Source organism: Tateyamaria armeniaca (assembly GCF_045797845.1).
GTDB classification, from domain to species: domain Bacteria; phylum Pseudomonadota; class Alphaproteobacteria; order Rhodobacterales; family Rhodobacteraceae; genus Tateyamaria; species Tateyamaria armeniaca.
Genome location: NZ_JBHDIY010000002.1, coordinates 1,363,207 through 1,385,514 on the forward strand (window position 1 = coordinate 1,363,207; position 22,308 = coordinate 1,385,514).

Consider the following 22,308-nt stretch of genomic DNA (forward strand, 5'->3'; position numbering starts at 1 on the left):
ATCTAGCTGATCCACGCAATGACGGCCGTGAGGGTGACAACGCTGAGGGCGGTCGACACAAGGATGGCGGCAGAGACGCGCTGGGGCGCCACGCCGTAGTGCTGTGCCAGCATATAGATATTGCCGGCCACGGGCATGGCGGCACAGGCGATGATCATCGCCGCGCCAAACGCCTCGACCTCGAACAGGTAGAGGGCGCATATCGCAACGGCGACCGGATGCAGGATCAGTTTGCAAAAGCTGAGCCAGCCCGCGATCTCGATCCGTTCCGTGGATTTGCTGGCCAGTGACGCACCGATGGCGAACAGCGCCCCGGGTGTCGCAGCGCCACCAAGGATGCTGAGAAAGTCGTTCATCGGCGTCGGGATCGGTATTTGCAGGCCCGACCATGTGAGGCCAAGGGCCATCGCCACAATCATCGGATTCTTTATCAGCCCGCTGCCGATGGTGCGCAGGATCGACCATGACATGCGTCCGTCCCGGCCCGCAGTGATCAGGATCACGATCAGGCTGGAAAACACGATCAGGTCTGTGGCAAGCACCAGCATCACTGGCCCAATTGCCTGCGCCCCGAACAACAGCGCCAGCATGGGCAGGCCCAGAAAACCCGCATTGCCGATCACCGCGCATTGCGCCTCGACCGCCGTCGTGGGGGTATCAAGCCCGCGCATCCATCCGACACCCGTCGCGATCAGGTAGACCAACACTGTGCCGGACAGATAGGCCAGCACAAGCTGCGTATCCCAGACTTCGGCCAGTTCGAGGTTGGCGGCAAAGCGAAAAATCATTGCCGTGAGCGCAAAGTAGAACACGAACTTGGTCAGATATGCCGTCGCCTCTTCGGTAAAGAAGCGGGTGCGCCCGGCCCAGTAGCCCAAACCGATCAGAGCAAAAAAGGGCAGGGTTTTGAACAGGATCGCCAGCATGGATCAACCCATAGCGCGCACGCGCGCTGCTAGCCACTGCCGATCAGCACCCCGGCGGCAAAAACCAGCGCCCCTCCGACGACAACCTGCAAAGTTGCCCGCCAAAACGGCGTATCCATGTATTTATTCTGGATCCACGCAATGGCCCACAATTCAATGAACACCACGATGATGGCCGTGACAGTCGCCGTCCAGAAGTCGGCGATCAGATAGGGCAGGGCGTGACCCAACCCGCCCACCGTAGTCATGATGCCAGAGGCAAAGCCGCGCTTGATCGGTGAGCCACGCCCAGACAACTGTCCATCGTCGGACGCAGCCTCGGTAAAGCCCATCGAGATGCCTGCACCGACAGAGGCGGCGAGGCCGACAAGAAAGGTCGTCCATGTGTCCTGTGTGGCAAAGGCGACGGCAAAGATCGGCGCGAGGGTCGATACCGACCCGTCCATCAGGCCGGCAAGGCCGGGCTGCACATATGTCAGGATGAACTGACGGCGGTCTTTTTCGTCCTCGCTTGCCCTGGTCTCATCATCAAGGTGTTTGTCCTCAAGCTGGCCCGCCTTGCGTTCATGCCCCGCCTCTGCCGCGGCCAGATCACCCAGCAATTTGCGCGTCGCGGCATCAGATGTGCGCGCCGCGGCGGCAGTATAGAATCGCTCTGCATCCCGCTCCATCGCCTCGGCTTCGGACCGGATACGCTCAAGGCTGAGGTTTTTCATCAACCAGACGGGGCGGCGGGCATAATAGCCTGACACATGTTCGCGCCGGATCAGCGGAATGACCTCGCCAAACCGGGCGCGGTGCAACTCGATCAGGCGCTGGCGGTGGGAATCCTCTTCGGTCGCCATATCGTCGAAGATGGCGGCACTGGCCGGATACTCGGCGCGCAGACGCTCGCCATAGCCTCGATATATGCTGGCATCGTCCTCTTCCGAAGAAATGGCAAGGGCCAGAACCTCCTGCTCGCTCAAGTCACTGAACCGTTTGCGTTGTGTTGAAAATCGCATCTGTCTGCCATCAGTTTAGAATCGTTCCAAACTATGATGGTGTGGCTGGCACAACTTGCAACAGGGGAAAGGCGGATTTTTCTGTCAGAACTGAACAGATCGGTTTATAAAGCCTTCTGTCTTGGAGTGAAGGATGCCCATGAACGACGCCACACCCGTGGTCCGAAAGGGCCGGAAGTTCGATCAGGTCCTTGAGGGCGCGCGCAAAGTGTTCATGGCAGACGGATTCGAAGGGGCCAGTGTCGACGACATCGCCCGCGAGGCAGAGGTGAGCAAGGCGACCCTTTACAGCTATTTCCCCGACAAGCGCTTGCTGTTCATGGAGGTGGCCAACCAGGAATGCGCCCGTCAAAGCCAGTCTGCCATCGACAATATCGATATGAACGCACCCCCACGTGCCGTTCTGGCGCAGGCTGGGCGACATTTCGTGCGCTTCATCACCTCGAAATTCGGCCAACAGGTGTTTCGCATCTGCGTGGCGGAATCGGATCGCTTTCCCGAGATCGGACGCGCCTTTTATCAGTCCGGCCCGGCGCGAATGCGGGCCGAGATGGCAGAGTACTTTACCGAAGCGATGCGCCGGGGCGAGTTGCGCATTGACGATTTGACCCTTGCGGCGGATCAGTTTGGCGAGCTGTGCAAGGCCGATATCTGGCCGCGTTTGATGTTTGGGGTGATCGACAGCGTCGATGCGTCGGACATCGACCGGGTCGTTGACGGGGCGGTTGAGACGTTTATGGCCCGCTACGGCACCTGACACCGAAATTCACATTGCGACTGCCTCGACTCCGGGACGCGACTCATCGTATTTATGATGAGAACAAAATGTGAACAATCTGTCATGTCTGACCGCCGCATCCTGTCCCTGTGGTTTCCCCGACTGGGGGCCGAACGTCTGATCCGGCGCCAACCGGTGCTGGGCGATCAGCCGCTGGCGGTGGTGCAGGAACAGCAGAACATGCAAGTCATAACCGCTCTGAACGCTGTGGCACAGGCGCAGGGTTTGCAGGTTGGTCAGCCCGTGCGCGATGCCCATGCGATGTGCCCCGGTCTGCTCACCCATCCGCGCAGTGTTGTGGGCGAGGCGCGGTTTCTCGAAGCTTTGCAGCGCTGGGCGGGCAAGTTCAGCCCGTGGGTCGCACCCGAAGGGGGGACGCGCTGGTCGTGGATCTGACAGGCTGTGCGCATCTGTTCGGGGGCGAGGCGCAGTTGATGCAGGTGGTCGAAGACGATTGTACCGATCTGGGTCTGAGTGTCCTGATGGGGCTGGCGGACACGCGCGGTGCGGCCCGGGCGCTGGCGCGTTATGCGGGGCGGGCGACGGGGTCGGACCGGACTGGCGACGCGATTGATCAAGAGGCACGGGCCACACGCTCGCGTGCAGGCAAACGGCGGCACTGGACGCGCGGCGGGGTGGCCCCGGCGGTGCGCACCCAAAGGGGCAACACAGAGCGCATTGCACCCCCGGGCCAGACCTATGGCGCGCTCAGCCCCCTGCCCATCGCCGCCCTGCGTCTGGAACCGGAGATCACGGCCCAGCTGGGCCGCCTTGGCCTGCGGCGGGTGGGGGACCTTTTGGGCCAGCCCCGCGCAGGCCTTGCCCGTCGGTTCGGGCGGGGGCTGGTGATGCGCATGGATCAGGCGATGGGCAGCGCCCCCGAACCTGTCTCGCCCGCCAAACCGCCCGACCACTTTGCCGTGCGCATGACCCTGCCGGACCCCATCGGTTTGGCCGAGGACGTGATGGCGGGTATTGACCGCCTGTTGCCACGTTTGTGCAAGGCTTTGGAAGACAAGGGAAAAGGGGTGCGCCGCGTTGCCCTGCAGGCCTATCGCAGTGACCACGGGGTCGAGGTGATCGAGGTGGGCCTTGCCCGCCCCAGCTTTGATCCACACCGCATTCGCCCGCTGCTAGAATTGAAGATCGAAGAGATCGACGCAGGCTTTGGCATCGACATGCTGCGCCTTGTCGCTGTGCAGGTCGAACCCTTGCACGACGCAGTGGTGGTGGGCCATCTGCAGGCCGGGGATGCGGTGCAGGCACGGTTGAACAAAAGCAATGCGCTGGACGATCTTGTGGGACGGCTGGGCGCGCGGGTCGGGCTGGACGCGATCCGCCGCTATCACCCGGCAGACAGCCACATCCCTGAAAAATCACATCAAATTCTGGCTGCTGCATGGTCCAAACCGCATGAGGGGCCCCGGCCTGCCCCCACCAATCCGCGCCCACTTCTGCTGTGGCCACCCGAGCCGGTGCATGCACCCGCCGTGCCGCACCTGCCCGACACGTTCCGCTGGCGCGGGCGCGACCTGACCCGGATGCGCGCCATCGGTCCCGAGCGACTGGCCCCGGAATGGTGGCTGGACGATCCCAACTGGCGCTCGGGCACGCGGGATTACTGGGTCACTGACACAGCCTGCGGCGCGCGGCTGTGGCTGTTTTATGGCCACGGCGGAGCGATGTCGGCGGGGTGGTTCTGTCAGGGCAGTTTCGGTTGAGCTGGGCAACGGGTGCGCACGGGCGCTGGCCGTTTGCGGTGAAAGGGCAGGTTCACGCCATGAAAAAAGGCAAATCGGCGAGCGACTTCCCGTCACACGGCACAGTCAGCGCCCTGCAAAAGCAGCCTGAGTTTTGGCAACGAACGCCTCTACTGTCCGGCGGCTGTCACGTTCCTTTTCGTCCAGCATGTCGCCGACCTGGTCTTGGGTTGCGCGGGCATGATCCAGATCGTCGAGGCCGTAAGCGACGCCGTAACGCCCCATGGGGTGGGCCGCGACCCAGTCGGCGCGGGAGGCGTAAAGGCCGGGCACGATCACGCTCAGGCAACCGCAGATGGCAGCGAATTGCGAATACATCGTTGCCTCGTCATAGCTGTAGAACACGTCGCAGCGGTTAAAGACCTCAGCCACCTCGGCGTGGGACATTCCGTCGATGCAGATGGCATTTTCGGTTTCCGGAATGCGCGGTTTTTCGTGGCCCTTGCGCACCATGTAGCACGCGCCTGCGCGGTCGGCGCGTTGTTCGTTCCGGTAGACCCTGTTGCGATTCCAGACATAAAGGTCAGGCGCGCCGCCGGTCAGGTCTGGCAGGTCGGACATTTCGCCAGCGCGAAAAAACATCTCGTTTTCGGTGAACGCATAGGGGTCTTTCAAGCCGGGTCGGTACAACAGCCAGCGCACTACGTTGCGTGCGTGCAGCGGGTTGCCAAGGGTCACCTCGGGGTAGACGACGATGCTGTCGGGCCGCAGGTCGCTTGGCCGGGCGATGCGCGTGTTCAAGTCGGGGTTCAGATCGAACTTTGGATTTTTCCAGAGGGAGCTGGGCTTGCGCGACAGCTTTTTCAGCCATGCAGGCGCGCTGAGCTTTTCCATTGTCCAGGGCCACAGCCGCACATCCTCGCCCAGACTGTCCAGCACATGGGCGAGTTGATGCAGAAAGATCGCGCCGCCGCTGTCTGGGTCATAGGACGGAGCGTAGATCAGGTAATTGGGCCGCTTGTTCACGGGTCAGCTTTCTTGCTGGTCGAGGTATTTGCGTTCCAGGTCCAGCAAGTCCTTTTTGCGCGTTTTGATGCGCTTGGCGGGTGTGCCTGCGACGATAGTCCACGGTTCGGTTGAGTGCAGCACAACCGAGCCCGCCCCGACGGCTGAACCATCGCCAAGATCGACGCCTGGCCCGACCACCGCGTTGGCCCCGATAATCACATGCCGTCCCAGACGCACTGCCGCCATATGTTCGGTTTTGAAACCATCCGGTACCGTCGGGTTGGTCAGGCTCGCACCAGAATAGTCGTCTGATTGCGAAAAAACCTTGGCACCATAGGCCATGCCCGCGAAATCATCGAGGGTCACTCCGGGCGATCCACCCGCGACCAGACAAAGGGCTGCGACATGCACATTGCGCCCCATCGTGACACGCCCCGAAATGACGCAGAAATCGTCGATCCGTGTGTGATCACCCAGCCGCATCTTTTTCGGTTCATAGATCGACGCTTTTTCGCTGATGCGTACGTTTTGGCCCAGGGCGGCAAAGCCCATCCGCGCCAGATCATCCTCGCTGAGATATGCCATCGCCTACACCTGCCTGAACCAGTCGAGCACAACCGCGATGACCTCTTCGATGTCCTGATCCAGCGAAAAGAACATCGGCAGTCGCACAAGGCGGGCTGAGATATCGTCGGTGACGTTCATCGTGCCTGCAGTGCGCCCAAATTTCAGCCCCGCCGGAGCCGAATGCAGCGGCACGTAGTGGAACGGCGCCGTGATGCCGCGCGATTTCAGGTAGGCGATGAACGCGTCGCGCTGGTCGATGTCGTGCATCAATAGGTAGAACATGTGCCCGTTGCCCGTCGTCTCGGGCGGCACTTTTGGCAGTTGCACACAGCCCTCTGCAGCAAGCGGCGCGAAGGCGTCGTGGTAGCGGCTGTATTGGGCCAGACGGCGTCTGCGGATTTCGCCCTCTTCGGCGAGTTGGCCAAAGAGAAAGGCCGCGATTAGTTCGCCCGGGAGAAAGGACGAGCCGAGGTCGACCCATGTGTATTTGTCCACCTGTCCGCGAAAGAAGCGGGCGCGGTTGGTGCCTTTTTCGCGAATGATTTCGGCGCGCTCCACCAGATCTGCGCGGTTGACAGTCAGTGCGCCGCCTTCGCCGCTGATGATGTTCTTGGTCTCGTGAAAGCTGAAGGCGGCCATGTCACCCAGCGACCCAGCGGGGCGGCCCTTGTAGGTCGAACCATAGGCTTGGGCCGCGTCCTCGATCAGCACCAGATTGTGGTCTTTGGCGATGGCGGCAAGAGCGTCCATGTCGGCGGGAAAGCCTGCATAATGCACGGCGATGATGGCGCGCGTGTGCGGAGTGACCGCAGCGGCGACAGCGGCAGGGTCAATGTTGAGCGTGTCGGGGTCGATATCGGCAAACACCGGTGTTGCCCCGCGCAGGGCCACGGCATTGGCGGTCGACACGAACGTGAACGAGGGCAGGATCACCTCGTCCCCGACCGCGAGATCACACAGGATTGCCGACATTTCGAGCGCGGCAGTGCAAGAATGGGTCAGCAGAGCCGCTTTGGCCCCGGTTGTGCGGGCGATTTCGGCGTTGCAGGCCTTGGTATAATGCCCGTCGCCAGACAGTTGACCGCGCGCGATCGCGTCTTCGATATAGGCCAGTTCGCGGCCCACAAGGGACGGTCGGTTGAAAGGGATTTTGGGCTGTGCCACCAGAGGCTCGATTTCGGTTGCTTATGACTGGCGGTATTTAAGGGTATCACTATCAGAATGACCAGTGCCGTCATCGATCGCGGCGATCCAGAATGCGCACGGCCTTACCTTCGGATCGGGCGACACCGCCGACTTTGGCCACGTCCACGCGGACGGATATCCCGATGGTCTGCTTGATCTGTGCGGCCAGTGCCTGACCTGCCGCGTCGCGGTCGGCACTGCTGTCTGCGGCCTCACATAGCACGCGCATCTGGTCCATACGCTCCGGTCTGGTCAATTCGATCTGGAAATGGGGCGCAAGGCCGGGGGTGGCCATGATCGCCTCTTCGATCTGTGTGGGAAAGACGTTGACGCCGCGCAGGATGATCATGTCGTCGCTGCGCCCCGTGACCTTTTCCATCCGCCGCATCGACCGCGCCGTGCCGGGCAGCAGGCGTGTGAGGTCGCGGGTGCGGTAGCGGATGATCGGGAACGCCTCTTTGGTGAGGGAAGTGAACACGAGTTCGCCCAACTCTCCGTCGGCGACAGATGCGCCGGTTTCGGGATTGATGATTTCGGGAAAAAAGTGGTCTTCCCAGATGTGAAGGCCGTCCTTGGTCTCGACGCATTCCATCGACACACCGGGGCCGATCACCTCACTCAGACCGTAGATATCAACGGCGTGCATGTCGAACGCGTCTTCGATTTCGCGCCGCATCGCATTGGTCCACGGCTCTGCACCAAAGATGCCGACCTGAAGGGAGCTGTCGCGCGGATCGATGCCTTGCACATTGTATTCGTCCAGAATGGACAAAGCATAAGAGGGTGTGACCGTGATCCCCTTGGGTTGAAAATCGGTGATCAGGCGCACCTGTCGCGGGGTCATGCCGCCCGAAATCGGGATGGTCGTCAGCCCCAGCGCGTCCGCCCCCAAGTGAATGCCAAGCCCGCCGGTGAACAGCCCATAACCGTAGGCGTTGTGCAGCAGATCACCGGGCTGCATACCCGCCGCGCGCAAAGAGCGGGCCACGACCGTGCCCCAATGTTTCAGGTCATTTTCGGTATAGCCGACCACCGTTGGCTGCCCGGTTGTACCTGACGAGGCATGGATGCGCGCCACCTGATTGCGGGGCACTGCGAACATGCCGAACGGGTAATTGTCGCGCAGATCCTGTTTGGTGGTGAACGGGAATTTGGCCAGATCAGCGAGAGATTTGAGGTCATCGGGGTGCACGCCTGCACTGTCAAACGCCGTGCGATAATGAGGCACATTTGCGTAGGCGTGGGCGAGTGACCATTGCATCCGTTTAAGTTGCAGCGCCTCGATCTCGTCGCGGCTGGCGATCTCGATAGGATCGAGGGTGGTGCGATCCGGGGTAAGGTTCTTCATAAGGCGTCCTCGTCGAAATGCTGGCCTTGAATGGTGCGTGACAGGCCCCTGAACAGCGCAATTTGATCACCGGCAGAGGTCATAACGATGACGTCATAAGTGCCCGAGCGCCCGGCGCGCGCAACTTCATGCGCTGTGGCGGTCAGAGTCTCGCCAGCAGGACCCGGGGAGAGATATGTGATCTGGTTGGACTGCGCCACGGTCAGCGCATTGTAGGTGTTGCAGGCAAAGGCAAAGGCGCTGTCGGCCAAGGTGAAGATCATGCCGCCATGGCAAATACCATGTCCGTTCAGCATGTCATCACGCACGGGCATGGTCAGCGTTGCGGTGCCAGGCCCGATCGCGGCGATGGACATGCCAAGCGCCTGACTGGCGCGGTCTTTTGACCACATCAGGTCTGCGCATCTGCGGGCCCGTTCCTGGGGCGTCATCCGAGCCTCTTTTTTATCCCGATTTTGAGCAGTGTTGCCCGGATTTGTGAGCACGTTCAACCACACAACCCAAGTGGGCCTTGAATTTGGATCGCGCCCGCGCAACTGTGAGGTCAATGACGTTGCACACACCGCCCCCCTCAAACTCGGCACAAATGCCCAGCCCTCAGGTGGCGTTCCACCGCACAGAGCTGTCCGTGATCCTGTCTCTTTACGGGCGCATGGTGGCGGCCGGAGAATGGCGCGACTATGGCATTTCATGTTTGCGCGAGGTTGCGGTGTTTTCGGTGTTTCGCCGCACGGCGGAAAACCCGTTATACCGGATCGAGAAGCGGCCCAAACTGCGCGACCGGCAGGGTATGTACGCGGTTATCGGGATCGATGGTCAGATTCTGCGACGTGGGCATGACCTGAAAACTGTACTGCGGGTGCTGGAACGCAAGCTGATCCGCGCGGTGGAATGATCTGATTGTCCGCTGACGCGGGCGATATTTTTGCTGATGAAGGGGCTGTCTGCCCCTTCAAACTTCCCCGATGGTATTTCTGGTTAGAAGAAGATCACAGGCGTTTGTGGCTGGTGACTGGCCCGCCGCCGGTTTCGGAAATGCGTGCGAGCGCTGGTGCAATGTCTTCTTCGACCACGGACATGTGAAACGCGTTGGCGTGGATCATTGTGGTGGCGCTGGTAACCAGTGCCACATGCCCTTTCCAGAACAGCAGGTCACCTGTTTCATACGCGCTGGCCTCTGGCCGCGTTTTTCCCACATCATTTTCCTGCATATCGCTGTCGCCGGGGCAGTCGTGACCTGCACCAAGCAGTGCAACCTGGATCAGGCCGGAACAGTCGATCCCCGCCCGTGTGTTTCCGCCCCAAAGATAAGGCGTGCCCAGAAACAGACGGGCGGTCGCAACCGGGTCCGCAATGGGTGCGGGATGGGGGAAAGCTGTGCCTTTGGAACGTGGCCCAATTCAGTCTCGATGAAATCATCGCTTTCGCGTCGGGCAACGAGTTTGGCCCCAAAGCTGAGCGCCGCAGTCTCGGGCGCTTTGATCGAGGCCTGACGGTAGGCATGTGCCGCGGCCCGGCTGACGCAGTGGGTCGGGGTGGCCGGGCTGCCGACACTGCGCGCCGGGACAAACCCGATATATCCGTCATGTTCAGCGCGGACATAGGCATGCGTGTCGTCCTCGCCCATCACGGTGACATCTGCGCCTGCCAGCAATTGCCGGTCCCGCGCCCCGGATGGTGTGCGGCACAGATCGACATGAGGCCAGATGATCCGCCCCGGCCTATCGACGCCAAGGTAGTCGGTGTTGGGGGTGAGGCGCGGATCACTCACAGGTCAAGCGCGCGGGGCAGGGCGGCAAACAGGGCGCGGGTGGCCTGGCCAACCCCGCCCTTGGCGCGCGCGGGCGCATCGCTGGGCTGCCAGCCGTAAATGTCGAAATGCATGTACGGGCTGTGTTCGACAAAGCGGCGCAGAAACAGCGCGGCGGTGATGGTGCCCGCAAAGCCGCCCTTGGGCGCGTTGTCGAGATCGGCAATGCCCGGTTCAATCATCGACTCGTAAGGCGCATGGAACGGCAGGCGCCAGACCGGATCCGCCTGTGTCTGTGCGCTGTCTTCCAGTGCCGTCGCTACGCTCGCGTCATCGGTAAAATAGGGGGCAATGTCCGGCCCAACGGCGACACGCGCTGCCCCGGTCAGCGTGGCCATAGAGATGATGAGATCGGGTTTGCCCTCATCTGCCAGTGCCAGCGCATCGGCCAAAACCAATCGCCCTTCGGCGTCCGTGTTGTTGATTTCAACCGTCAGGCCCTTGCGCGAGGTGAGGATATCCTGCGGGCGGAATGCGTTGCCCGCGACACTGTTTTCCACCGCCGGGATCAACACGCGCAGACGAATCGGCATGCCTGTGGCCATGATCATGTGCGCCAGACCCAAAACAGCCGCTGACCCGCCCATATCCTTTTTCATCAACCCCATGGATGCGCCGGGTTTGAGGTTGAGGCCGCCTGTGTCGAAACACACGCCCTTGCCGACAAGGGTCAGTTGTGGTCCCGCATTGCCCCATGTCATGTCGATCAGGCGCGGCGCACGGTCCGACGCGCGGCCAACGGTGTGAATCATGGGAAAATTTGCGGCCAACAGGCCGTCACCCGTGATCACTGTAATCAACGCGCCGAATTGGTCAGCGAGAACCCGCGCGGCGGCTTCAAGGTCTGGAGGCCCCATGTCCGATGCCGGGGTGTTGATCAGGGTGCGCGTCAGCGCCTCGCCATGTGCCTGTGCCTCGACGCGGGTGGCGTCGATGCCTTCAGGGGCAACAAGGCGTGCACCCATGGCCGATTGGTCTTTGTAACGATCATAGCGGTAGCCTGCCAGAAGCCAGCCGAGTGCCTCGACCTCAAGCGTTTGTGGATCGAGATCGGCATGAAGCGCATAGGTGCCCGCAGGCAGCCGCGCCGCGCCGGCGGCCAGATGAAAACGGGCCCGACTGCGTGATTTGGGGGTGCCGTAACCGACAGCGGCCATCGCAACGCCGCCGTCACGCGGAAAGGTGAGGGCCTGTCCGATGGCGCCGGTAAACCGATGCGCCTTCGCCCATTTCCGCACTGCCTCGTCTTGCGTATCGAGCCAGCTTTGCACCACGTCTTCGGCCAGCAGATGGACCGGGATTGCGTCAGGATCGTGTGCGGCAAAGGCAAGCGTCATCAGGGGGCACCCAGTTCATGATGTGATGCCCGCGACCCTACCCGCTTTGCCTGCCGCTGCAAGGGCGGGATGGGCCCGCCCTGCGACCTGAACCTAAATCGTGACGTCCTGCAAATCCCAGATGGCGGTCAGCGATTCCTCGCCTGTCCGCATCAGCCGTGACAGGGTTGCAGCCAGGGCGACCGGGTCTTGCGGCCCTGCACAATCGGCCACATCGCGGGCCACACGGGCCATCATCGTCATCCCAATCTGATCGGCGATGGCCACAAGGGACCGGCTTGATTTTCGCAATTCGTCGAAATCGGCCGCCCGGTACAAACGGTCGCAATGCGCCATGCGCAGTGCCAATTCTTCCATTGCGCGGCATACCATGTCCTCGGCAGCGGCATGATCCATCTCTGAATAGAGCGAATCCAGACGGTCGTGATCGACCTGCACGTGTTCTGACAGCCGAAGCTGTGTGATGTTTGACACTTTACTCACCTCTTCTCACCCAATGTGGTGGACCCCCACGGTCCATCACTGGATCGCATAGGAGAGTTCCCAAATCGTTATGCCGGGACAGTCTTTTCGCTCGAATTTGCAGACAATTCCGGGTAATCACGGCCCCTAAAGCCACTGAATGAACAGGCAGACCTGCGCCATGCACCGGATCAAACCCCTTCCGACCTTCCTTTTGCAGCGATATCAGGGGTGGAAAGCCACGACCTATGCCGAAAACAGCGCGTGGTATCGCCGACTTGCCACCGAGGGGCAACGGCCGCGCGCGATGGTCATTTCCTGTTGCGACAGCCGGGTCCACGTCACATCGATCTTTGGAGCCGATCAGGGTGAATTTTTCATCCACCGCAACATCGCCAATCTTGTCCCGCCGTTTGAGCCGGATGGCGATCATCACGGCACATCGGCGGCGGTCGAGTATGCAGTCAACGTGCTGCAGGTCGCCCATATTGTCGTGCTTGGGCATTCCCGGTGCGGGGGCGTGCAGGGGTGTATAGACATGTGCGAGGGCCGCGCGCCGGAACTTGAGGAAAAGTCCAGCTTTGTGGGGCGCTGGATGGATATTCTGCGCCCGAAATACGATCAGGTGGCCGACATAAAGGCGGACGAGGACAAATCACAGCGCCTTGAACAGCTTGCCGTTGTGACCTCGATGGAGAACCTGATGACCTTCCCATTTGTCGAAAGCCGCGTGAACGACGGTTCGCTGTCCATTCACGGGCTGTGGACGGACATTGCCGAAGGTGGCATGAGCCAGTTCATGGGCAAGACGCTTGATTTTCAGCCCGTGTAACGCAGCACTTTGCCCGGCATTCCACGAGGAACATGAGTGATGGACCAGATCCTTGACCTTGCGGCGACAAACCTTTTGTCGCCCATCATCCTCAGTTTTGCGTTGGGGGTCGCAGCCGCGCTGGCCCGGTCTGATCTGAACATCCCCGAGGCGGTGGCCAAGGGCATGTCGATTTACCTGCTGTTCGCCATTGGCTTCAAAGGTGGGGTGAGCGTGGCAGATCACGGTATCGATGCGACGCTGGCCCTGTCATTGCTGGCCGGTATCGCGCTTTCTGCCGCGCTGCCCCTGATCGCGTTTGCGCTGTTGCAGGTGATGGGCAACCTCAGCCGTCTGGATGCGGCGGCAGTGGCGGCGCATTACGGCTCAATCTCTATCGTGACATTCGTGGCCGCGACATCGGTTCTGACCGGCAGCGGGATCACGTCCGAAGGGTACATGGTGGCCGTGGCCGCCGCGATGGAGGCCCCGGCCATCCTATCTGCCCTCTGGCTGATTTCGCGTGGCGGGGATGCGCGCCGCATGGACAACGATCTATTGCGTGAAATCCTGCTGAACGGATCCATTGTGCTGCTGGTCGGCAGCTTTTTCATCGGATGGATCACGGGTGTGGACGGGCTGGTCAAGATCGAGGCGTTCATCGTTTCCCCGTTTCAGGGTGTCTTGTGCCTGTTCCTGCTCGATATGGGGCTGGTCGCCGGGCGCGGCCTGCGCAGCAGTTCCGGAGTGTTGACCCCAGGCGTGTTGGCCTTTGGCGTGGTCATGCCGGTGGTCGGGGCCACATTCGGCCTTGTGACCGGTCTTCTCTTGGGCGTCAGCACCGGCGGTGTCGCGCTGTTCATGGTTCTGTCGGCCTCGGCAAGCTACATCGCCGTGCCCGCCGCCATGCGCGTGGCCTTGCCCGAAGCGAACCCGTCAATCTACCTGACCCTGTCCCTTGGGGTCACCTTTCCCTTCAACCTGACGCTTGGCATCCCGATCTATGTGGCCGTAGCCAGCGCCCTTACCGGAGGTCAGCCCTGATGAAGACCCACAAGGCCAAACGCGTGGCCATCATCATTGAACAAGTCATGCAAAGCCGTCTGACGGATGCGATGTCGAAGGCGGGTGTTACCGGATGGTCCGTTCTGCCCGTTTTGGGCGGGTCCGGCAGTTCCGGAGCATGGAGCCGGGAGGGTCAGGTCACGCGCGGTGCAGGAATGGTACAAGTGATCTGCGTCGTGCGTCCTGACCGCATCGATGCGCTGCTCGAAGAGGCGTTCAGCGTGGTCGAGCGTCACATCGGCATCGTGACAATCGGTGATTGCGAAGTGTTGCGGGCGGAACGATTCTAGGACCCCTCACGCGAAGTTGCGAAAAAAAGGGTGGCATGCCATTGCTGGCACACCACCCTGTCCACTCGTTACCGCACACATATCCGGCCACTCAAATCACTCAACTTACTGGTGAAACGCAGCGTTCGGATATTCCGACACCCTGCTGTTCAACGCAGATAGGGGTCGGCTGTTCCCTCATATGTGCGATTTGGCTTCCCTATGGTCCCTCGACCACTGCCTTCTTTGAGACAGAGAGGCATTCCGCCGGCACTCGCCGCTGGCGGCTGCCAACCTTGCGCGCTGTTCCTTACGTTACGCGGCACACAGGTAGCGGCCTGCCGTCAGGCGGCGCGGCTGTTTGCGTATGACCCGAGGACGCTTGCGCAGCGCAGGGCGTGCCAGATCGTCAGCAAACAACTGGGTCATTTCCTGACGCGACAGCACTGGCTTTTCCGAAGTGCTGTTCGCGTCTTCGTCCCGTACAGATCCATTGATCAGCGTTTTTACCCAATTCATCATCCCACTCACCTCATCTAAGTTGTCCAGCCCCCCGGCTGGTGTGTCTTGTCCGATCCCCCGATCGGTTGATGAGACAGTTATGAGGGCGACAAATTACTAATTTCTTGCTGCGAAAGCGGGGATTGTTCATACCTCTGTTAACCGCCGCACAAGACCTATAATATCAATGGGTTAGGCCGAAAAAATACATTGATAAAACTGTCTTGAACGCAGAAGCGGGGCCGCCAAACGTGTCGCGACCCCGATTCTGTTAGGGAGTTGGAAACCAGTTTTGGCCCAAAAACCTTACCGCAGGACCATACCATCAGGCCAGGTGAGGGTGGTTTCCAGCTCGATGATCTCGGATTCGCCTGCAGGCAGCGTGATTTGCCACTCCAGGATGCCGCGTTGGTCATCCACCGCCGTTACATCCGGTGCGGGTGTGGCTTCCCAGTCGATAACAAGGTCTTCCTGCTCGGAATAGGGCACCGCGTCCTGCAAGGTGACATCCCACGCCCGGTCAGTGATATTCTCGATCTCGATGCGCACCGCTTCACGCTCTTCGTTTGAACGGGTGATGATCCCGCGATCCCCTTCGTTGCGGTCAAGTACGGTACGGGTCAGGCGCAGCCCTTCGATCGGCCCAAAGAAGATCTCGGCCTCGGCGTTGGGCGGAAGGGTTTGCAGGGCGGTTTCCCCGACCAACTGCCCGTCCACGTACAGGACAGCCTGTCCCGGCAGCAGGATTTCGGGCGACGTGTTGTCAAACTCGACCAGTCGAAAGGCGGTCTGGTTGCGTGCAGGCACCGCGCGGGCCGATAGAGCGGCTTCAAATTCAATTGTGTCGAGCGCGATGCGCACCACGTCCTCGCCCGTGCGCACAGTGACCTTTCCGGGAAGGGCGTAAGAGACACCGATGCCGGACAGGTCGGAAGAGGCAGTGGCGGTTTCTTCGACGATCACCGGCGCTTCCATCGACATGGCCGAATCCGCCAATCCGCTTTGCGAGCGCAGGAGTGATGGCGAGGGCGCAGGTTTCACCGGGTCTTCGATCCGGCGCAGCAGCGGCCAAAGCGTGCCCGGTTCCGATCCTGCAAAGGGCGAAAGGGTCGAGAGCGTCAGATCGACATTGACCCAATCCTCGCTGGTATTTTGCGCGACATAAGCCCCGCGTTCGATACGCAAGGTGTCGTCTGCTTGAAGGAACACCTCATAGGTCGGTGCCCATTGCGCGTTGAAGTTCGGATAGCGCAGAGTCAGAGTCACAGGCCCTGCCTGTGCGGCTTCCACAATCAGGGTCAGTGCGGCCGGGTTGGTATTGGGGGGCGTCACCTCCTCAAGCGCTGCTGCGGCCTCCTGCATGGCAAAGGCCAGATCGTCGCGGCCTTGGCGCAAACTGCGCGCTTCGGCCTCGGCCGCGCGCATGGCCGACCGGGCGGCGGTGCCGTCGCTGGCGATCAACTGGCCGATGGCGCGCAGGGTGTCCACGTCTGTCGCGGCCTCGTCCGGCAGGCTGATGCCGTTCAGAAAGTCGATCTGGTCCTGTGCCGCCTGTGCCTTGGCCAGTGCCAGCGCAATCGCATCATCACGCTGTGCCAGCGCTTCGGTCGCCTGATCAAAGGCCGCCTTTGCCGCCAGCCACTCGGGCGTGCGCGGTGCGCGGTAGGGTCCGCTGCCATCACGATCCCAGCTGCGCGTGAACAGGGTCGCGCCGGACAGGGCGATGTCGATCATCGCCGCATTGAGGTTGCTGTCCATGTCCGCAATGCGCAGATCGTGCTGGCCCGTGGGTATGTCAAAGGTAACGGTGCGGGTCACGATGGCCCCTTGCGCATAGGCGGTCACGGCCACCGGTGGGGCGTTGAGCGTGATAACATCTGCAAGGGCGGGAAGGGGAAACAGGGCTGCGGCAAGGGCAAGGGAACGCATGGAACTACCTTTCTGACAGGACAGCCACAGTGTGCACCCACCCGCCCAAAAGAAAAGGGGCCAATTGGCCCCTTGTTCCCTGCTGGCGTGTAAGGCGGAGGTGCCCTCCGCCCCGCCGTCAGCCTTTTTTCAGCACCCGGTTGCCCAGCAGCTCGGCGATCTGCACCGCATTGAGCGCGGCACCTTTGCGCAGGTTGTCCGACACACACCAGAAGTTCAGCCCGTTCTCGATGGTCGAATCCTGACGGATGCGGCTGATGAAGGTCGCATAATCCCCCACGCACTCGACCGGAGAGACGTAGCCGCCCGCCTCGCGCTTGTCGATCACCATGATGCCGGGCGACTCGCGCAGGATGTCGCGGGCCTCGTCCTCGTCCAGAAACTCTTCGAACTCGACATTGACCGCTTCGGAATGGCCGACAAAGACCGGAACGCGCACGCACGTGGCCGTGACCTTGATCTTGGGGTCGACGATCTTTTTCGTCTCGACGACCATCTTCCACTCTTCCTTGGTCGATCCGTCTTCCATGAAGACGTCGATCTGAGGGATCACGTTGAAGGCGATCTGCTTCTGGAATTTTGCCGGGGGCACTTCGTTGATGGGGTTGTAGACCGCCTTGGTCTGATCCCACAGCTCGTCCATCCCCTCTTTGCCTGCGCCGGACACGGATTGATAGGTGCTGACGACGACGCGTTTGATCGTCGCGCGGTCATGCAATGGTTTCAGGGCCACAACCATCTGCGCGGTCGAGCAGTTGGGGTTGGCGATGATGTTCTTCTTGGCATAGCCCTCGATCGCCTCCGGGTTCACCTCGGGCACGATCAGCGGAACGTCCGGGTCATAGCGATAGAGCGACGAGTTATCGATGACCACGCAACCGGCCTTGGCCGCGGCAGGCGCGTATTTCTTGGTCGCGTCCGATCCGATGGCAAACAGCGCCATGTCCCAGCCCGTGAAATCGAACGTATCAAGGTCCTTCGTCTTCAGCGTCTTATCCCCGAACGACACTTCTGTCCCAAGCGAACGGCGGCTTGCCAGAACGGCCAGCTCGTCCACCGGGAACCCGCGTTCCTCAAGGATGTTCAGCATTTCGCGGCCCACGTTACCGGTGGCGCCCGCGACGACGACACGATACCCCATGATAGTCTCCTTTTTCGGGTAGGTGCGTGGCCTTTATACCCAAAGATTGCTGGGGGAAAGGGGCGTCTCAGCCCGTTGTGTCACGGCTGCGTGCGTAGATGGCGAGCCCGATGGCGAGGGCCACGGCGAGAAAGGCAAAGATCGCCACATATGGCGCGTCTGCCGCCCCACCCGACCAGTTGGTGTGAATGCGCCCCGAGGCGAATTGCATCACCCCGACGCCGCCGATGCCAAAGAGGTTCATCAAGGTCACGCCGCGCCCGGTCAGGTGGTCCGGAAAGAACCCGCGGGCATGGGCGATGATGACCGGAAAACTGGCCCCAAAGAACCCGATGCCCGCCATGATGGCCACTGACAGCCACGGGTTTGTGGCGCTGAACACGATCAGCAGGACCAACAGGGCTGTTGTCATCACATTGCCGCCAAAGACCACCCATTTGCGCGTGCCGAGGATGCGGTCAAGCGGCCCGTAGGCCAGTGTACCCGCGATCATCGCAAGGCTCATCACCAGTGTCGCGATGCCGACCTGCGACACAGTCAGGGCAAAGACATCCGTAAGGTAAGGCCCGATCCACAGACCCCGCACGGCCCCGATGGGCGCGTAGTTCACAAACATGATGGGCAACAGCAGCCACAGGACGGGCATGCGCAGCAAGTCGAGCAGCGATCCTTTGGCCTCGTCCTCGGGCTTGGCAGGGTCACGCACACTGATCAGGATGCCAAGAGCCACAACCGCGCACGCCGCCGCGAGAACCCACATCGCCGCGCGCCAGCCGATGGTATCCGCGGCCAAAGCCATGGGGTAAGACGAGATAAGATTGCCCACTGTCCCGATCCCGATCATCAGCGCAGCAAGTGTCGCAAAGCGTTCAGGCGGAAAGGTGCGGGCAAAGATGTAGAAACTGGCCATCAGAACCGGCGAGCAGCCGATGCCGATCAGTAACATAGCCGCATGTATATATAGCGGGCCCTGCGCCACCGCGAACAGTGCCGCACCCCCGGCCCCACCAATCAGCAGCAGCCACCCTGCCGTGCGCCGTGGCCCGATGGTGTCCAGCGCCCAGCCTACAGGGATCTGCATGGCTGCAAAGGACAGAAACCACAGGCCCGACGCGGTTGCCAACACGTCCGCGCCCACGCCAAGGTCGGCCCCCAGCGGGGCGGTCAGAACGGCCAGAAAGGCACGAAAAAACTGGCTGAGCACATAGGCGAGGCCCAGCAGGAACAATCCGATTTGCATGGGTCCTCCATCCTTGCCGCCTGCGTGACACGGGTGCGTGTGGACGCGCAAGTGTGATTGTTGCTTGGGGAGGCTGTGCTAGGGTCACATCAGTACGAAGGGGTATTTTATGTTTTATGATGCGATGCCACGGCGCGTGGCTTTTGAAGATATGGCGCAGCCTGCACACTATACTCCGTTGCCCGACGATTGGGTCGTGGGCACGTCTGACATCACTGGATCGACTGCGGCGATTGCTGCGGGCAAGTACAAAGTCATCAACATGATTGGGGCGGCCGTGATTTCGGCCCAGATCAATGCGGCTGGTGGCCGTGCCTTTCCTTATGTGTTCGGCGGGGACGGGGCGGCCTTTGCCCACCCGGCAGAGTTTGCCGAAGAAGCGCGGGCTGCTCTTGCCGCAGTTCAGGTATGGGCGCGCGAAGAGTTCGACATGGGCCTGCGTGTCGGTCTGTTTTCGGTCGCGGACATCCGCGCGGCAGGTCACGAGGTGGCTGTGGCGCGCTATCAGGTCTCGGACGGTGTCGATTATGCCATGTTCACCGGCGGTGGTGTGCTGTGGGCCGAGGCGCAGATGAAGGGCGGCGTTGAAACTGTGCCTGCCGCCCCTCCGGCACCCAGCCCGATCTGACCGGCCTCAGTTGCCGTTGGAGCCATATGAAAACGCGCAACGGAACCATCCTGTCGCTGTTGGTGCAACCCGGCAAAGGGGTGTCGGACGACGCCTTTGCCAAAGTGACAGGCGATGTGCTGCACGCCGTCAGCCATCTGGAACGAGACGGCCACCCAGCCCCCGAAGAAGGCCCCGGAACCGGCTGGCCACCCCCGGCGCAATCCTTGAGGCCCATGCCAGCCGTGGCGCCATGCCCGTGGCCAAGCGCAAGCGGCAGATCCTGTTTGAGACGGCCATTGCGTGGGTTCTGCTGAAGACCAAGATCAAGCTGGGTGGTTTCGACCCGGCCCACTATCAGCGGACAGTTGGTGGCAACGCCGACTTCCGCAAATTCGATGACGGGCTGAAGATGACGCTGGATTGCGATCCCGAGACAGTGGCGCGGCTCACGGACCTGCTGGACGCTGCGCAGGCCAAAGGCATCATCAGTTACGGTATGCACACGCAGGATGAGGCGATGATGACATGTATCGTGCCGTCCATCATGGACGACACACATGTGCACTTCATCGACGGGGCCGCGGGTGGCTACACCCAGGCGGCGATGGCGATCAAGGGTACTTAGCGTCCCTTGGGCACCCACGTGGCTGCCAGTGAGCGCAACGCTTTGGTCAGGATCAGCAGATCGAGCCCGGTGGCCACGAAGCGCGCGCCCCAGTCGAGACAATCCTGCGTGAACTCGGGTGTAGTGGCGAGAACGCCGGGGGCTTTGCCTGCCGCCTCGATCCGCTCGAAGGCGCCCTTGATCGTAGCCTGCACCTCGGGATGGGTGAGTTGGCCCATGAACCCCATATCGGCCGACAGATCAGCGGGGCCAATGAACACGCCGTCGATGCCATCCACTGCGAGGATGTCGTCAAGATTTGCGATGCCTGCGCGGTTTTCGACCTGAATGAGCAGGCAAATCTGGTCATCCGCAGTTTGCCCATAGTCGGTGATCGCCCCAAAGCGCGAACACCGTGCACCTGAATATCCCACGCCTCGGCCACCTGTCGGGGGGTAACGTACATCATGCACCAACTGGCGCGCCTGATCTGCAGTTTCGACCATCGGCACCAGTACCGTTTGGGCCCCTGCATCAAGGACCTGTTTCAAAATCCAGGTCTCGCCTACGGGCACGCGCACGGCGGCGTGGCTGTCCGAAGACTCAAGCGCCATCAACTGCATCCGAATGCGGGTGATGTCGTAGGGTGTGTGTTCGCTGTCGATCAGCAGCCAGTCAAAGCCTGCAGTGCCTGCAATTTCGGTGGACAGCGGATCGCCAAGGCTGAGCCAGCAGCCAATGACGGTTTCTCCGTTTTTGAGGGCGGCCTTGAACGGGTTATGGGGTGCGGGCATGGGGGACTCCTTTGATCTGATCGCACCCTAAACGCGGTTTTGCCCGGATTGCCACTGGCGAATTGCGGCGCTGACGCGCCACGCGATGTTTTGCAGTCGCGTCCCGCAGCTGCGTCCATGCGCTCTGCTCGGTGATATTTCTGGTCAGAAGAAGATCAGAGAACTTTGATCACATCCTTTTCAACGGCCAGCATATAGCCGCGTCGCGCGATGTTCTTGACCAAAAGCTCGCTGACGATCTGATTTCCCAGCGTGTCGCGCAAGCGCTTGATGCGGGTGGCCCCCGCGGCCTCGTCACAATCCGCCGAACTGCGCCCGGATATGACCCCTTCGATTTCTGAGCCGGACAGGACGTCGTCATCCATCCGCGCCTCTGCCAGAACGGACATCGTTTCCATGGCCGCGGCTGTTAGTTTGAAGCCAAGGTTGTTGAGATAGACCGTGTTTTCCTCGCGGCTGATCAGCAGGGAATTGACCTGAATGCCGACCCGTTCAATCTGCGCCATGCGGCGGTTGAAGCTGACCAGCAGCACGAGAAAGACGAGGGCGGCGATCATCATTGCGGTGGCAAAGACCAACAGAACGAAAATCACTACGCGGTAGCTCGCCAGTGTATCCGAAAAGGCGGTGCCCGATTGGGCTAGGATTTCCAGCAGTTTGATTTCGGCAGGGCTGGTGAGGTCGGAGTTTTCGATGAAGATCCGTTCGACGCGCGCATCAAAAGCGCCCGCATCGGGCAGCGCCAGAAACAGCAGCAACGCAGCCACGACCAGCAACAGTACGATCCCGGCAATGCCGAAAGTCACCAGCCGCCCGCCGGCGCGCCGCATTTCAGAAGCGGAGGTAGAATTGTCCTGCACTGGCTTTCCTTTGGTCGAGGCCTTCGGGGCCGAATACGGATTGGATTTGCAGCAGAGTCCAGCCGCTTGCAGCAAGGCGCGCCCCAAGTTGCTGTCTGGCGTTGCCTGCGCTGCAATTGCCCGAAATCTGCGCGACACCATAATGCAGACGCAGCGGGTTGTCCTGTTTGGCCTTGTAATCGGCATAGCACTGGGCCTGCGCCGCACTGGCGAGCGCAAGGATCAGGATGAGGGAAAGCGTGATCTGTTTCATGCGCCCAACCTGCGCTGATCGTGCGGGATATTCAATAACATCAGGCGCCTGACAGCGATGATATCCGATAACCGGGGGGCGATATTGCCTGTCTTGAGGGGGAGCC

Annotated in this window: 23 protein-coding genes and 2 pseudogenes; 7 read left to right on the forward strand and 18 right to left on the reverse strand. The window is 61.2% G+C overall.

Going from position 1 to position 22,308, the window contains the following annotated elements:
• Positions 1-2: 2 nt before the first annotated feature.
• Together ACERZ8_RS06760 and mbfA are read right to left on the reverse strand one after the other, a co-directional pair.
• The gene (locus tag ACERZ8_RS06760) at positions 3-926 is read right to left on the reverse strand and encodes an AEC family transporter (protein ID WP_407591444.1); all 924 of its coding nucleotides are present in this window, start codon (positions 924-926) and stop codon (positions 3-5) included.
• 29 nt (positions 927-955) lie between these two features.
• Entirely contained in the window at positions 956-1,930 is a 975-nt protein-coding gene (gene mbfA, locus ACERZ8_RS06765) for an iron exporter MbfA (RefSeq protein WP_407591445.1), read from the reverse strand.
• 139 nt (positions 1,931-2,069) lie between these two features.
• Here mbfA and ACERZ8_RS06770 point away from each other — a divergent pair, with 139 nt between their 5' ends.
• Together ACERZ8_RS06770 and ACERZ8_RS06775 are read left to right on the forward strand one after the other, a co-directional pair.
• Complete coding sequence (locus ACERZ8_RS06770; protein WP_407591446.1) at positions 2,070-2,687, forward strand: TetR/AcrR family transcriptional regulator; 618 nt, start codon at positions 2,070-2,072, stop codon at positions 2,685-2,687.
• 84 nt (positions 2,688-2,771) lie between these two features.
• Positions 2,772-4,429, forward strand: a pseudogene (locus tag ACERZ8_RS06775) (Y-family DNA polymerase).
• 105 nt (positions 4,430-4,534) lie between these two features.
• On the opposite strand, the gene ACERZ8_RS06780 reads toward ACERZ8_RS06775, so the two are convergent.
• The 5 genes from ACERZ8_RS06780 to paaI all read right to left on the reverse strand — a co-directional run bounded on the left by ACERZ8_RS06780 (position 4,535) and on the right by paaI (position 8,947).
• A complete protein-coding gene (locus tag ACERZ8_RS06780; RefSeq protein ID WP_407591447.1) occupies positions 4,535-5,434 on the reverse strand; it encodes a hypothetical protein in 900 nt (299 codons plus the stop codon).
• 3 nt (positions 5,435-5,437) lie between these two features.
• Complete coding sequence (locus ACERZ8_RS06785; protein ID WP_407591449.1) at positions 5,438-6,001, reverse strand: acyltransferase; 564 nt, start codon at positions 5,999-6,001, stop codon at positions 5,438-5,440.
• 3 nt (positions 6,002-6,004) lie between these two features.
• Positions 6,005-7,147: a dTDP-4-amino-4,6-dideoxygalactose transaminase gene (rffA, locus tag ACERZ8_RS06790; protein WP_407591450.1), complete on the reverse strand. Its 1,143-nt coding sequence runs from the start codon at positions 7,145-7,147 to the stop codon at positions 6,005-6,007.
• A gap of 70 nt (positions 7,148-7,217) precedes the next feature.
• Positions 7,218-8,516, reverse strand: coding sequence for a phenylacetate--CoA ligase PaaK (paaK, locus tag ACERZ8_RS06795; RefSeq protein ID WP_407591451.1), 1,299 nt, complete (start codon positions 8,514-8,516; stop codon positions 7,218-7,220).
• The gene (gene paaI / locus ACERZ8_RS06800; protein ID WP_407591452.1) at positions 8,513-8,947 is read right to left on the reverse strand and encodes a hydroxyphenylacetyl-CoA thioesterase PaaI; all 435 of its coding nucleotides are present in this window, start codon (positions 8,945-8,947) and stop codon (positions 8,513-8,515) included. Before paaI ends, paaK begins: the two co-directional genes overlap by 4 nt.
• Positions 8,948-9,063: 116 nt before the next feature.
• Here paaI and ACERZ8_RS06805 point away from each other — a divergent pair, with 116 nt between their 5' ends.
• A complete protein-coding gene (locus tag ACERZ8_RS06805; RefSeq protein WP_407591453.1) occupies positions 9,064-9,411 on the forward strand; it encodes a DUF2794 domain-containing protein in 348 nt (115 codons plus the stop codon).
• Between the two features lie 94 nt (positions 9,412-9,505).
• On the opposite strand, the gene ACERZ8_RS06810 is transcribed toward ACERZ8_RS06805, so the two are convergent.
• The 4 genes from ACERZ8_RS06810 to ACERZ8_RS06825 all read right to left on the reverse strand — a co-directional run bounded on the left by ACERZ8_RS06810 (position 9,506) and on the right by ACERZ8_RS06825 (position 12,137).
• Complete coding sequence (locus ACERZ8_RS06810; RefSeq protein ID WP_407594189.1) at positions 9,506-9,871, reverse strand: C40 family peptidase; 366 nt, start codon at positions 9,869-9,871, stop codon at positions 9,506-9,508.
• Positions 9,778-10,287 carry a hypothetical protein gene (locus tag ACERZ8_RS06815; protein WP_407591454.1) on the reverse strand — a complete coding sequence of 170 codons (510 nt, stop codon included), beginning with the start codon at positions 10,285-10,287 and terminating at the stop codon, positions 9,778-9,780. Before ACERZ8_RS06815 ends, ACERZ8_RS06810 begins: the two co-directional genes overlap by 94 nt.
• Positions 10,284-11,663, reverse strand: coding sequence for a leucyl aminopeptidase family protein (locus tag ACERZ8_RS06820; RefSeq protein ID WP_407591455.1), 1,380 nt, complete (start codon positions 11,661-11,663; stop codon positions 10,284-10,286). The genes ACERZ8_RS06815 and ACERZ8_RS06820 overlap by 4 nt, the downstream gene beginning before the upstream one ends.
• 93 nt (positions 11,664-11,756) lie before the next feature.
• Positions 11,757-12,137, reverse strand: coding sequence for a hypothetical protein (locus ACERZ8_RS06825; protein ID WP_407591456.1), 381 nt, complete (start codon positions 12,135-12,137; stop codon positions 11,757-11,759).
• A 169-nt stretch (positions 12,138-12,306) separates the two neighbouring features.
• On the opposite strand from ACERZ8_RS06825, the gene ACERZ8_RS06830 reads away from it, so the two are divergent.
• From ACERZ8_RS06830 to ACERZ8_RS06840, 3 genes are read left to right on the forward strand one after another with little or no spacing between them, the layout of a single operon-like run.
• Entirely contained in the window at positions 12,307-12,957 is a 651-nt protein-coding gene (locus ACERZ8_RS06830; protein WP_407594190.1) for a carbonic anhydrase, read from the forward strand.
• A gap of 39 nt (positions 12,958-12,996) precedes the next feature.
• Positions 12,997-13,980 carry a sodium-dependent bicarbonate transport family permease gene (locus ACERZ8_RS06835; RefSeq protein ID WP_407591457.1) on the forward strand — a complete coding sequence of 328 codons (984 nt, stop codon included), beginning with the start codon at positions 12,997-12,999 and terminating at the stop codon, positions 13,978-13,980.
• Complete coding sequence (locus ACERZ8_RS06840; protein WP_407591458.1) at positions 13,980-14,291, forward strand: P-II family nitrogen regulator; 312 nt, start codon at positions 13,980-13,982, stop codon at positions 14,289-14,291. The genes ACERZ8_RS06835 and ACERZ8_RS06840 overlap by 1 nt, the downstream gene beginning before the upstream one ends.
• Positions 14,292-14,585: 294 nt before the next feature.
• Here the strand turns inward: ACERZ8_RS06840 and ACERZ8_RS06845 are convergent, their stop codons facing one another.
• From ACERZ8_RS06845 to ACERZ8_RS06860, 4 genes are all read right to left on the reverse strand, one after another.
• Complete coding sequence (locus tag ACERZ8_RS06845) at positions 14,586-14,792, reverse strand: hypothetical protein (RefSeq protein ID WP_407591460.1); 207 nt, start codon at positions 14,790-14,792, stop codon at positions 14,586-14,588.
• A 285-nt stretch (positions 14,793-15,077) separates the two neighbouring features.
• Positions 15,078-16,700, reverse strand: coding sequence for a mucoidy inhibitor MuiA family protein (locus ACERZ8_RS06850; RefSeq protein WP_407591461.1), 1,623 nt, complete (start codon positions 16,698-16,700; stop codon positions 15,078-15,080).
• Between the two features lie 118 nt (positions 16,701-16,818).
• The gene (locus tag ACERZ8_RS06855; protein WP_407591463.1) at positions 16,819-17,841 is read right to left on the reverse strand and encodes an aspartate-semialdehyde dehydrogenase; all 1,023 of its coding nucleotides are present in this window, start codon (positions 17,839-17,841) and stop codon (positions 16,819-16,821) included.
• A 67-nt stretch (positions 17,842-17,908) separates the two neighbouring features.
• Entirely contained in the window at positions 17,909-19,081 is a 1,173-nt protein-coding gene (locus ACERZ8_RS06860; protein WP_407591465.1) for an MFS transporter, read from the reverse strand.
• A 151-nt stretch (positions 19,082-19,232) separates the two neighbouring features.
• On the opposite strand from ACERZ8_RS06860, the pseudogene ACERZ8_RS06865 reads away from it, so the two are divergent.
• Positions 19,233-20,316 (forward strand): annotated as a pseudogene (locus ACERZ8_RS06865) (DUF3095 domain-containing protein).
• On the opposite strand, the gene ACERZ8_RS06870 reads toward ACERZ8_RS06865, so the two are convergent.
• The 3 genes from ACERZ8_RS06870 to ACERZ8_RS06880 form a co-directional block, all read right to left on the reverse strand.
• Positions 20,313-21,089, reverse strand: a complete 777-nt coding sequence (locus ACERZ8_RS06870; RefSeq protein ID WP_407591466.1) for an HpcH/HpaI aldolase family protein — start codon at positions 21,087-21,089, stop codon at positions 20,313-20,315. The pseudogene ACERZ8_RS06865 and the gene ACERZ8_RS06870 sit on opposite strands and share 4 nt — an antisense overlap.
• 155 nt (positions 21,090-21,244) lie before the next feature.
• The gene (locus tag ACERZ8_RS06875) at positions 21,245-21,919 is read right to left on the reverse strand and encodes a winged helix-turn-helix domain-containing protein (RefSeq protein WP_407594192.1); all 675 of its coding nucleotides are present in this window, start codon (positions 21,917-21,919) and stop codon (positions 21,245-21,247) included.
• A gap of 1 nt (position 21,920) precedes the next feature.
• Entirely contained in the window at positions 21,921-22,202 is a 282-nt protein-coding gene (locus ACERZ8_RS06880) for a hypothetical protein (RefSeq protein ID WP_407591468.1), read from the reverse strand.
• Between the last annotated feature and the right edge of the window lie 106 nt (positions 22,203-22,308).

Coding starts and splice junctions, on each gene's coding strand:
- ACERZ8_RS06760 (WP_407591444.1), bottom strand. CDS start 926: ATGCTGGCGATCCTGTTCAAAACCCTGCCCTTTTTTGCTCTGATCGGT.
- mbfA (WP_407591445.1), bottom strand. CDS start 1,930: ATGCGATTTTCAACACAACGCAAACGGTTCAGTGACTTGAGCGAGCAG.
- ACERZ8_RS06770 (WP_407591446.1), top strand. CDS start 2,070: ATGAACGACGCCACACCCGTGGTCCGAAAGGGCCGGAAGTTCGATCAG.
- ACERZ8_RS06785 (WP_407591449.1), bottom strand. CDS start 6,001: ATGGCATATCTCAGCGAGGATGATCTGGCGCGGATGGGCTTTGCCGCC.
- paaK (WP_407591451.1), bottom strand. CDS start 8,516: ATGAAGAACCTTACCCCGGATCGCACCACCCTCGATCCTATCGAGATC.
- paaI (WP_407591452.1), bottom strand. CDS start 8,947: ATGACGCCCCAGGAACGGGCCCGCAGATGCGCAGACCTGATGTGGTCA.
- ACERZ8_RS06805 (WP_407591453.1), top strand. CDS start 9,064: ATGACGTTGCACACACCGCCCCCCTCAAACTCGGCACAAATGCCCAGC.
- ACERZ8_RS06820 (WP_407591455.1), bottom strand. CDS start 11,663: ATGACGCTTGCCTTTGCCGCACACGATCCTGACGCAATCCCGGTCCAT.
- ACERZ8_RS06830 (WP_407594190.1), top strand. CDS start 12,307: ATGCACCGGATCAAACCCCTTCCGACCTTCCTTTTGCAGCGATATCAG.
- ACERZ8_RS06835 (WP_407591457.1), top strand. CDS start 12,997: ATGGACCAGATCCTTGACCTTGCGGCGACAAACCTTTTGTCGCCCATC.
- ACERZ8_RS06840 (WP_407591458.1), top strand. CDS start 13,980: ATGAAGACCCACAAGGCCAAACGCGTGGCCATCATCATTGAACAAGTC.
- ACERZ8_RS06845 (WP_407591460.1), bottom strand. CDS start 14,792: ATGATGAATTGGGTAAAAACGCTGATCAATGGATCTGTACGGGACGAA.
- ACERZ8_RS06850 (WP_407591461.1), bottom strand. CDS start 16,700: ATGCGTTCCCTTGCCCTTGCCGCAGCCCTGTTTCCCCTTCCCGCCCTT.
- ACERZ8_RS06855 (WP_407591463.1), bottom strand. CDS start 17,841: ATGGGGTATCGTGTCGTCGTCGCGGGCGCCACCGGTAACGTGGGCCGC.
- ACERZ8_RS06860 (WP_407591465.1), bottom strand. CDS start 19,081: ATGCAAATCGGATTGTTCCTGCTGGGCCTCGCCTATGTGCTCAGCCAG.
- ACERZ8_RS06870 (WP_407591466.1), bottom strand. CDS start 21,089: ATGCCCGCACCCCATAACCCGTTCAAGGCCGCCCTCAAAAACGGAGAA.
- ACERZ8_RS06875 (WP_407594192.1), bottom strand. CDS start 21,919: ATGCGGCGCGCCGGCGGGCGGCTGGTGACTTTCGGCATTGCCGGGATC.
- ACERZ8_RS06880 (WP_407591468.1), bottom strand. CDS start 22,202: ATGAAACAGATCACGCTTTCCCTCATCCTGATCCTTGCGCTCGCCAGT.